Source organism: Sulfitobacter sp. HI0129, assembly GCF_001635395.1.
In the GTDB taxonomy this organism is placed as follows: Bacteria; Pseudomonadota; Alphaproteobacteria; order Rhodobacterales; family Rhodobacteraceae; genus Sulfitobacter.
Genome location: NZ_LWGH01000844.1, coordinates 1 through 8,353 on the forward strand (window position 1 = coordinate 1; position 8,353 = coordinate 8,353).

The 8,353-nt window shown below is 60.8% G+C and carries 8 protein-coding genes; 3 read left to right on the top strand and 5 right to left on the bottom strand.

Annotated elements, in window-relative coordinates; genetic code table 11:
• The first annotated feature begins 298 nt into the window (after positions 1–298).
• On the top strand, positions 299–1,204 hold the full coding sequence (locus tag A3764_RS19845) for an MBL fold metallo-hydrolase (RefSeq protein ID WP_082851040.1): 906 nt from the start codon (positions 299–301) through the stop codon (positions 1,202–1,204).
• Complete coding sequence (locus A3764_RS19850) at positions 1,201–2,151, top strand: MBL fold metallo-hydrolase (RefSeq protein WP_201722179.1); 951 nt, start codon at positions 1,201–1,203, stop codon at positions 2,149–2,151. The genes A3764_RS19845 and A3764_RS19850 overlap by 4 nt, the downstream gene beginning before the upstream one ends.
• 71 nt (positions 2,152–2,222) lie before the next feature.
• On the opposite strand, the gene A3764_RS19855 is transcribed toward A3764_RS19850, so the two are convergent.
• Positions 2,223–2,957, bottom strand: a complete 735-nt coding sequence (locus A3764_RS19855) for a GlxA family transcriptional regulator (RefSeq protein ID WP_236628262.1) — start codon at positions 2,955–2,957, stop codon at positions 2,223–2,225.
• 347 nt (positions 2,958–3,304) lie between these two features.
• Here A3764_RS19855 and A3764_RS19860 point away from each other — a divergent pair, with 347 nt between their 5' ends.
• Entirely contained in the window at positions 3,305–4,258 is a 954-nt protein-coding gene (locus A3764_RS19860; RefSeq protein WP_236628263.1) for an alpha/beta fold hydrolase, read from the top strand.
• 84 nt (positions 4,259–4,342) lie between these two features.
• Here the strand turns inward: A3764_RS19860 and cynS are convergent, their stop codons facing one another.
• From cynS to A3764_RS19880, 4 genes are all read right to left on the bottom strand, one after another.
• The gene (gene cynS, locus A3764_RS19865) at positions 4,343–4,813 is read right to left on the bottom strand and encodes a cyanase (protein WP_067921424.1); all 471 of its coding nucleotides are present in this window, start codon (positions 4,811–4,813) and stop codon (positions 4,343–4,345) included.
• Between the two features lie 74 nt (positions 4,814–4,887).
• Positions 4,888–5,790, bottom strand: coding sequence for an ABC transporter ATP-binding protein (locus A3764_RS19870; protein WP_067921422.1), 903 nt, complete (start codon positions 5,788–5,790; stop codon positions 4,888–4,890).
• An 11-nt stretch (positions 5,791–5,801) separates the two neighbouring features.
• Positions 5,802–6,635: a nitrate ABC transporter permease gene (gene ntrB / locus A3764_RS19875; RefSeq protein ID WP_067921420.1), complete on the bottom strand. Its 834-nt coding sequence runs from the start codon at positions 6,633–6,635 to the stop codon at positions 5,802–5,804.
• Positions 6,635–8,020 (bottom strand): CmpA/NrtA family ABC transporter substrate-binding protein, encoded by a 1,386-nt coding sequence (locus A3764_RS19880; protein WP_067921418.1) that lies wholly within the window; start codon positions 8,018–8,020, stop codon positions 6,635–6,637. Before A3764_RS19880 ends, ntrB begins: the two co-directional genes overlap by 1 nt.
• Positions 8,021–8,353 lie beyond the last annotated feature (333 nt).

Below are 8,353 nucleotides of genomic sequence, written 5' to 3' on the forward strand. Positions count from 1 at the left end.
CACCAATATATTCCTCCATACGAATATTCAATATATAGAATATAATGAGTGATCAGACTACAGAGCAAGCCGCCGACCCGATGGTGTGTCGCCTGGCCGAGAGTGAATGACGATCTATTATTCGCTGCATGGTGACGAAGTCACAGAGGTTTTGCAGACCCTCTACAAACTCTACTGCCGCTGAACGCATGGCGGCTCGACGGTAGCCGCCCGTCAGAAGCATCCGCATGATCAACAGGCTTGCGTGGCGCGATGCCCCGGTTCATATTCGATTTATCGAATTTAACGGGAGGCCCTTATGAACCGCCGCGACTTCATCATGCAGATGGGTGCGTTGGCCGCAGGGGGGGCGGTTTATCCGCGAATTGCCAGCGCCTCACTCGGTCGCGCGACGCTTACGACGGTCAGCGATGGCGCCCTGGTCCTTCCGCCCGGTTTCCTGTTCGATCCGATCCCTGAGGAAAAGCTTGCGCCTCTCCGCGACCAGTTCGATCTGAACGACGGGCCGCTCACCCCCGAATGCAACCTGGCCCTTTATCGCGATGACAGCCGCGTTGTTCTTTTCGACGTGGGCTCCGGCCCCGATTTCATGCCCACGGCGGGCAAGATCGTCGAGAGCCTCGCAGCGCTCGATCTGGAACCGGGGGATATCACCGATGTGGTTTTCACCCATGCCCATCCCGACCATATCTGGGGACTGCTGGATGATTTCGGCGATCTGCTCTTTGCCGATGCACGTTACCTAATGGGGCGGGCCGAATGGGATTATTGGTGGAATCCCCAGACGGTCGACACCATCGGTGCGGGGCGGCAGGCGTTTGCCGTCGGCGCGAAGCGCCGGATGGAGGCGATCGAGGACGCGGTGGAGCTTTTCGACGATGGCGACGAGGTTCTGCCCGGTATCGCGGCAGTCGCCAGTTTCGGCCATACGGCGGGGCATATGGCCTTCGAGATCCGCAATGGGGCTGAGGCCGCCCTGATCGTGGGGGACGCTATCGGCAACCACCACGCCGCCTTTGCACGACCGGACTGGCCGAGCGGAGGGGATCAGGACATGGAAGCGGGGATCGCCACGCGCCTCGCATTGCTGGACCGGTTGGCCGCGGAGCAGATGCTGATGGTCGGGTTCCATCTGCCCCAAGGCGGTATGGGCCGTGTGGAGCGCACGGGGGGTGCTTTCCGTTACGTACCGGAGGATCAATGATACGCTGGCTGCTTCTGTTCCTGACCGTCTTTTCCGCGCCGCCTCTTCTGGCCATCGAGGACATCGCCGATCAGTATCCCGGCTCTGCCCTTTACCGAAAACCGGTGGAGGTCATCCCGCATGTCTGGTCCGCCATCGGCGCGACCGCGCCGCCCACCTATGAGAACTGGGGCCACAACAACAACCTGAGCTTCATCGTCACCGGCGACGGGGTCGTCGTGATCAATGGTGGTGCGGCCTATCTGCTGGCCAAGGCGCTGCACGAAGAGATCCGGCAGATCACCCAACAGCCGGTCCGCCTCGTGATCAACGAGAACGGGCAGGGCCATGCGATGCTGGGCAATTCCTATTGGCAGGAACAGGGCGTCCCGATCCTTGCTCATGAGGACGCCGCGGAGGCGTTCCTGAACGATGGCGCGCAGTCGCTACAGCAGCATCAGCGCGTGCTTAAGGAACGGGCCGATGGCACAACGCTGGTCGGCCCGACGGAGACATTCGACGATGCCCGTATCATCGAGATGGGCGATTTCAGGATCGAGGTGCTCTACCTCGGCCCCGCGCACAGCCCGGGCGACGTGTCGGTCTGGCTCCCCGAGCAGAGCCTTGTCATCGCGGGCGACATGGCGTTTCACGAACGGCTTTTACCCATCTTCGATGACACCGATACCGCCGCCTGGCTGGAAACCTGGGATCAGGAATTCGAAGCGCTCGACGCCACCTATGTGATCCCCGGTCATGGTCATCCCACCAACATGGCGCAGGTGCGGCGTTACACCCGCGACTACCTGCGCGATCTGCGTGAATTGATCGGGCAGCACCTGGACGCGGGCGGCGGACTGGCAGAAGCCTATTACGTGGATCAGAGCCCCTACGCCCATCTCGACACCTTCGAAGAACTGGCAACCCGCAACGCCGGTCGTGTCTTTGAGCAGATGGAGTTCGAATAAGATCTGAGCGGGTTCGGCGTATTGCCAAGCTTGTCAGACGGCCCCGCCGGGGTTTTGCGGCACTTCGCAACTCAGTGAGAGGCGCCTTTTGCGATGCCGAACTGTCGCCGATATTCCGTGACGGGCAGGCCGGAAAGGCGCTGGAAAATTTTGCTGAAGGCGGATGCGTCCTTGTAGCCAACTTCCCACGCGACCTGATCCAGCGAACGATTGGTCAATTCCAGAATACCGCGGGCCTTGGCGACGCGTACCTGCTGAATGTACTCCGTCGGATTGAGAGAGGTAGCCTTGGAAAACCGGCGGATGAAGGTGCGGCGTTCGAGTTTTGCGATACGGGCAAGCTCCTTGTGGTGGAGCGGGGCGGTCAGATCTTCCTGAATGTGGTGCTGCACCCGCAGGATCGCTTCATCGCCATGGTCGAAAAACGGAACGAATTCGGTGAACGGCAGCTGCGTCGGGCGGGGGGGCTGGATCACCAGAAAGCGCGCCGTGGAGAGCATCGTGCTGCGCCCGAAGAGCCGCTCCACCAGCACTAACCCGATGTCTGTCCAGGCGAGAATGCCACCCGCCGAGATGATATCCCCGTCATCCAGAACCATGTTCCGTACCGCGACTTCGATGTCTCCGTGACGTTGGGCCAGTTCCTTTGCAAAGGCCCAGTGCGTGGTGACGCGCCGGCCCCGGAGCAATCCGCTTTCGGCCAGAACGAACGCGCCGGCGCAGATCGAGCATACCCGGCAGCCAGCGTTGTACTGCGCCTGCAACCAAGCGGCCTCGACCGGCATCGGCTGCATCTTGTCGGGCATCACGATGCTTGGCGGCGAAATCACGTAGTCTAGGCCGCGACCGGATGCCGGGTGAGACTCCCAGACGCAGGAAGGGGGTTTCCCCCGCTCTGCCCGCCAATGCGTAACCCGCACATTTCGGGGGCCGTTCTCTTCCGCCGCGTCTCCGGCAATCCGGAAGAGATCCGTAAGACCGTAGATCGCCGACAATTGGGATTGGGGATAAATCAGGAGCCCGATTTCGGCGACATAATCGGTCGGTGCTTTTGTCACATTAGGCCTCAAACTTGTCATTTATGACAATCGCCCGCCGTAGCGGAGATTGCAATGCTCAAGGCGCAAACAAAAGCAAGGGAGAGCTGACGAACATGACCCAGAACAAACTGTCCAGACGTACGATCTTGCAAGCGGGCGGCGCGACGACGCTCCTTGCCACGATGCCTGCCGTGCTCGTGGCGCAGCAACTCACAGAGAACAACGGAGAAACAATTATGTCCTCGATCGAAACACGGGATGGCACAAATATCTTCTACAAGGACTGGGGTCCGCGCGACGCACAGCCCATCGTGTTTCATCACGGCTGGCCGTTGAGCGCCGATGACTGGGACAACCAGATGCTGTTTTTCCTGTCCAACGGCTATCGCGTCGTTGCTCATGACCGCCGCGGCCATGGCCGTTCGGACCAGACCGACACGGGCCACAACATGGATACCTACGCCAACGACGTGGTGGATCTGGCGACCGCGCTTGACCTGAGGAATGCCGTTCATATCGGCCATTCCACCGGCGGCGGCGAAGTGGCGGCCTATGTCGCCCGCGCCGAAGAGGGCCGGGTGGCCAAGGCCGCGCTACTGGGCGCGATCACGCCGCTCATGGTGAAAACCGACACCAACACCAACGGCGTCCCGATGGAGGTCTTTGACGGCATCCGCAAGAGCCTTGCGGAAAACCGCGCGCAATTCTTCATCGATCTGCCGTCCGGGCCGTTCTACGGCTTCAACCGCGATGGGAACGAGCCGATCGAGGGCCTGATCCGCAACTGGTGGCGCCAAGGCATGATGGGAAGCTCTTACGCCCAGTATCAGTGCATCGAGGTGTTCTCGGAAACCGACCAAACCGAAGATCTGAAAGCGATGAATGTTCCGACACTGGTGCTGCACGGCAAGGACGATCAGGTCGTGCCGGTAGGGAATTCAGCAGAGGAATCGATCAAGCTGCTGCCGAATGGTACGATGAAGCTTTACGACGGGCTGTCGCATGGTTTCTTCGCCACGCACCCGGGTCTGGTGAACCCGGACCTGCTGACCTTCGTCCAGGGCTGAATGTGACTGACCGGAGCCCTCCGCAGGGCTCCGGTTTCGTACCGCCGGTGGGATCCGCTATCCGCCCGAGGGACAGCGCAGGTTTTACCAGCTATTGTAGTTGAGGAACTTGCCGGACATCTCGACCTTGACCCGGTCGCCCTTGGGGTTTTCCACCCGGGTGACCGACATGTCGAAATCGATGGCCGACATGATGCCGTCGCCGAATTTTTCCTGAATGATCGCCTTCAGCGTCGGGCCGTAGACGCCGACGATCTCGTAGAAGCGGTAGATGCAGGGGTCGGTCGGCACGGCCTGTTCCCAGATCTTCGTCGGGCTTTCGATCAGGACGCTTTCCGCCTCCTGCGGAAGTCCCATCACCGAAACCATGAGCCGTGCCTTTTCCGGCGGAAAGGCGTTCATCCCCATGGCCGCGGAATGGGTCCAGATCGGCGACATGCCGATTTTCTCGGCAATCTCCTCCCATTTCAGACCCGCCTGCTTCTTGGCAGACAGGATCATCGCGGTGACGTCTTCCTTGGTCAACGCTTCGGACAGTGCAATCGTATCTTTCATTGTTCGGTTCTCGCTTTGTTGGTGTGGTTAATTTCAGGCCCGTCGGAGCCGGGGGCCTTGTGAGGCCTGCGGAGTCACGCTTGAACGGCACGCAGCAATGGCGCCGTTTCGGGATCCTCGGTGGCAGTTTCGCCGGTCAGATCGAAGCGGACGGTGGCCGGGGAATTACGGTCGCTCGATTTACCCGACAGCTCCGCCGAACGCTTCGCAAGGAAATGCACAAGGTGGTTGCGGATGGCGTAATAGTTGGGATGTTCGACGATATCGTTGCGCACGCGGGGCCGCGGGATCGTGATCTCCACGTTTTCGGCGACCTGCGCCAGCGGCCCGTTCGTCATCAGCAGGATGCGGTCCGCCAGCAGGATCGCCTCGTCGATGTCATGGGTGATCATGAAGACGGTCTGGTCGGTGTCTTTCCAGACCTTGATCAGCTCTTCCTGAATCGTGCCGCGGGTCAGCGCGTCCAGCGCGCCGAAGGGTTCATCGAGCAGCAGCAGCTTTGGCTCGTTGGCGAAGGCGCGGGCGATGGAAACGCGCTGGCGCATCCCGCCCGAAAGCTGGCTCGGTTTGCGGTGAATGGTATCGCCGGTCAGCCCCACCTTGGCCAGAAAGGCCGTGGAATGTTCGACCACCTTTGCCTTGTCCCAGTCCGGGAACCGGGCGGCCACGCCGAAGGTGACGTTTTTCAACGCGGACAGCCATGGCAGGAGCGAGTAGTTCTGGAACACGACCCCCCGGTCGAGGCTGGGGCCGGACACGTGCTGGCCATCCATCTTGACGACGCCGCTGGTGGGTTCGGAAAGCCCCGCCAGAATGTTCATGATCGTGGATTTGCCGCAGCCCGAATGGCCGAGGATGCAGACGAATTCGCCCTTTTCTATGCCGAAGGTGGCGTTTTCGAAGACGGTGAATTCACCCCCTTGGCCATCGGGATAGCGCTGGGTGAGTTGTTCAATGCTCAGGAAAGGTTTTGACATTTTGAGCGTTCCTATTCGCTGAAGGCGACGGCGCGCTGCAGCAGGCCGAACATGGAGTCCAGCAGCATGCCCACGATGCCGATCACAAGGATGGAGAAGATGACGGAGGTCAGGTCGAGGTTGTTCCACTCGTTCCAGACGTAGTACCCGATGCCGGTGCCGCCCACGAGCATCTCCGCCGCGACGATCACCAGCCAGGCGATCCCGATGGAGATCCGCATACCCGTGACGATCGTCGGCGCGGCTGCGGGCAGAATGACGGTAAAGGCGGTTCTGATGGCACCCAGTTCATGGGTCCGGGCGACATTCACCCAATCTTCGCGCACACCGGCGACTCCGAAAGCGGTGTTGATCAGCATCGGCCAGATCGAGCAGATGAAGATCACGAAGATCGCGCTTGCTTCGCTGTCTTGGATGACAAAGAGCGCCAGTGGCATCCACGCCAGCGGTGAAATCGGGCGCAGGACCTGAATGAAGGGGTTGAGCGCCTTGTAGGCGACCGAGGACATGCCGATCACGAACCCCAGCGGGAGCGCCACGAGCGCGGCCAGCAGGTAGCCCGTCAACACGCGGTAGATCGAATAGCCGATCTGGATCCCGATCCCCTTGTCATTGGGCCCCGCGTCGTAAAACGGGTTCGAAAGCTGTTCCCACGCCTTGCCCAGCACCTGGCTGGGGGGCGGGACGCCGGCCTTGGGCTGGCCGCCGCCGGTCAGCAGTTCGTATTCCGTCAGCTCGCCTACGGCTTTCTGGGCGGGGATCGACAGCTCCCAGACAAGGAAGCCGACGATCAGCAGCATCACGGACAGCAATGCCGCCTTCTTGTTTTCCGAAAGCGTTCCCATCAGCTTGCCCCGATCGCGAAGCTGTTCACATAGTCTTCGGGCGTCGCCGGGTCGAAGGTCTTGCCCATGATGGTGTGTGACTTGTACGTCACCTCCGGCGCGTCGTAGCCAAGGTCTTTCATCACCTTGCGGGCGTCGGCGGCAAGGTAGACCTGTTCGGCCACCGACTTGTAGTCCACGTCGCCTTCGATATAGCCCCAACGCTTCATCTGGGTCAGGATCCAGATGCCCATGGAATGCCACGGGAAGGGGTCGAAATCGATCCGGTCGGGCACGCGTTTCACTTCGCCCAGACCATCGGCATAGGTGCCGGTCAGGACCTGTTGAACCACCGTCACCGGCTGGTTGAGGTAGTTGGTCGGTGAAATCGCCTCCGCGATCTCCGCCCGGTTTTCGGCCTTCGAGGCGTATTGCGTCGCATCGATGATCGATTTCAGAAGCGCGCCGTAGGTGTTGGGCAGCTCTTGCGCGAAGGACAGGGGCGCGGCGAAGGCGCAGCAGGGGTGGCCTTCCCACAGTTCCTTGGTCAGCAGGTGGATGAATCCGATGCCCTCGTAGACCGCGCGTTGGTTGAACGGATCGGGCGACAGGTAGCCATCGAGGTTTCCCGCGCGCAGGTTGGCAACCATCTCGGGCGGCGGAACGACCCGGATCTGGATATCCACATCGGGATCGAGCCCGTGTTCGGCCACGTAGTAGCGCAGCAGGAAGTTGTGCATCGAATATTCGAAGGGCACGCCGAAGGTGAAACCCTTCCATTGCTTGGGGTCGCGCTTGTCGAGGTGTTCATTGGACAGCACGATGGCCTGCCCGTTGATGTTCTCGACCGCGGGCATGATATAGGGTTCGGCCATGGACCCCGCGCCCAGCGTCATGGCGAGCGGCATCGGGGTCAGCATGTGGCTGGCGTCATATTCCCCTGACAGTGACTTGTCCCGCGCGACGGCCCAGCCCGCCGTCTTGATGACCTTGGCGTTGAGCCCGTAGCGTTCGTAGAAGCCCAGAGGCTGGGCCATGATGATCGGTGTGGCACAGGTGATGGGCACGAAACCGATGTTCAGATCCGTCTTTTCCGGCGGGCCGAGATCATCCAGTATCGCCGCCGCTGCCTCTTTGACCGGAAAAACGGACGCTAGCGCCGCGGCTGCGGTCGTGCCCCCGATCATCCCCATGAAGGACCGCCGCCCGATGTCGTTCTGGCCAAAGACGGAACGGACGATGGCGCTTTCGACGGCACGCTCCATCATCTGTTCGGATGACATATCCTGCGGCGCGGCATCGCGCGTGTCATGGCCGGGGCCGCTGCAGGCGTCGCAGTCGCAGTCGGCGCCATGCCGCAGGTCGGTGTTTTCTGAGTACGGATTTCCGAGGCTTTTGATGATCATTTCTCAACTCCTGTCGGTGTTGATCAAACCTCTCATGCCGCGCTGCGGCGGCCCAGCCGCCCAGCAAAATGCCTGAACTTTAGCAATTCGTTGTTTTTTTTGACTATTGTTTAGGCAAAGCTGACGAGATTTCGTAAATTACGGTTTTTCGTAAAGTCACTAGCGGCCATTCCGCGCAATGCTGAGAGCATGCTCGATGATTCCCCATATCTGCCGGTCGTGGATCTGCAACCCTTGCCCGCCCTGCTGGTGGACCCCCGCGCCAACCGCATCCTGAAGGCGAACCCAGCCGCGCGCCTTCTGTTCGACCTCGATACCGCAGAAGCGCGCCTG